Here is a 530-nt window from a genome sequence, read left to right as displayed (position 1 = left end):
TCATACTGCGAGGTATCTCAATCGAATTGAAGCGTCACGCGAATACGCACTTTAATACGTATGTCTAATGTTTATACGCGACCACTTTCGCCTAAAAGTTTAGGTATAGTTGATAATTAGTCGACTTAAGCAATCTATGTACCAAAATCAACGCCAAAATAATGACTCAAAGCTAAACAACAGCACAATCCATTGATTGTTTTATATTTTTCTTAATTTTGCTTTTTGCACGATTAATGACGATGTTCCGGCGGGATTGGCAAGTCATAATCTTGAATTTTCGGTCGCTGACCACCACGTTTGCGGTACTGTTTTAACTGGAACACAAACGCCAGCACTTGCGCGACCGCGGTAAACAGACCGTCAGGAATTTCTTGTTCCAACTCAGTGGTATGGTAAAGCGCACGTGCAAGTGGTGGAGCAGGCACAATCGTAATGTCGTGCTCGCGTGCCACTTCTCGAATTTTCATCGCCATGTGATCCGTACCTTTCGCTATCACGACTGGCGCACGATCTGTTTTCTGCTTATA

Annotated in this window: 1 protein-coding gene; it reads right to left on the bottom strand. The window is 43.2% G+C overall.

What is annotated here, in order from left to right:
• Positions 1–233: 233 nt before the first annotated feature.
• Positions 234–530, bottom strand: a 297-nt coding sequence (locus R7Q11_RS29040; RefSeq protein ID WP_225467328.1) for an EscU/YscU/HrcU family type III secretion system export apparatus switch protein, incomplete at its 5' end; no start/stop codon positions are given.

The sequence above is a fragment of the Vibrio sp. 970 genome, assembly GCF_033339075.1.
The sequence above is the reverse complement of the archived record's forward strand: the minus strand, read 5'-3'. Positions and strand labels throughout refer to the sequence as shown.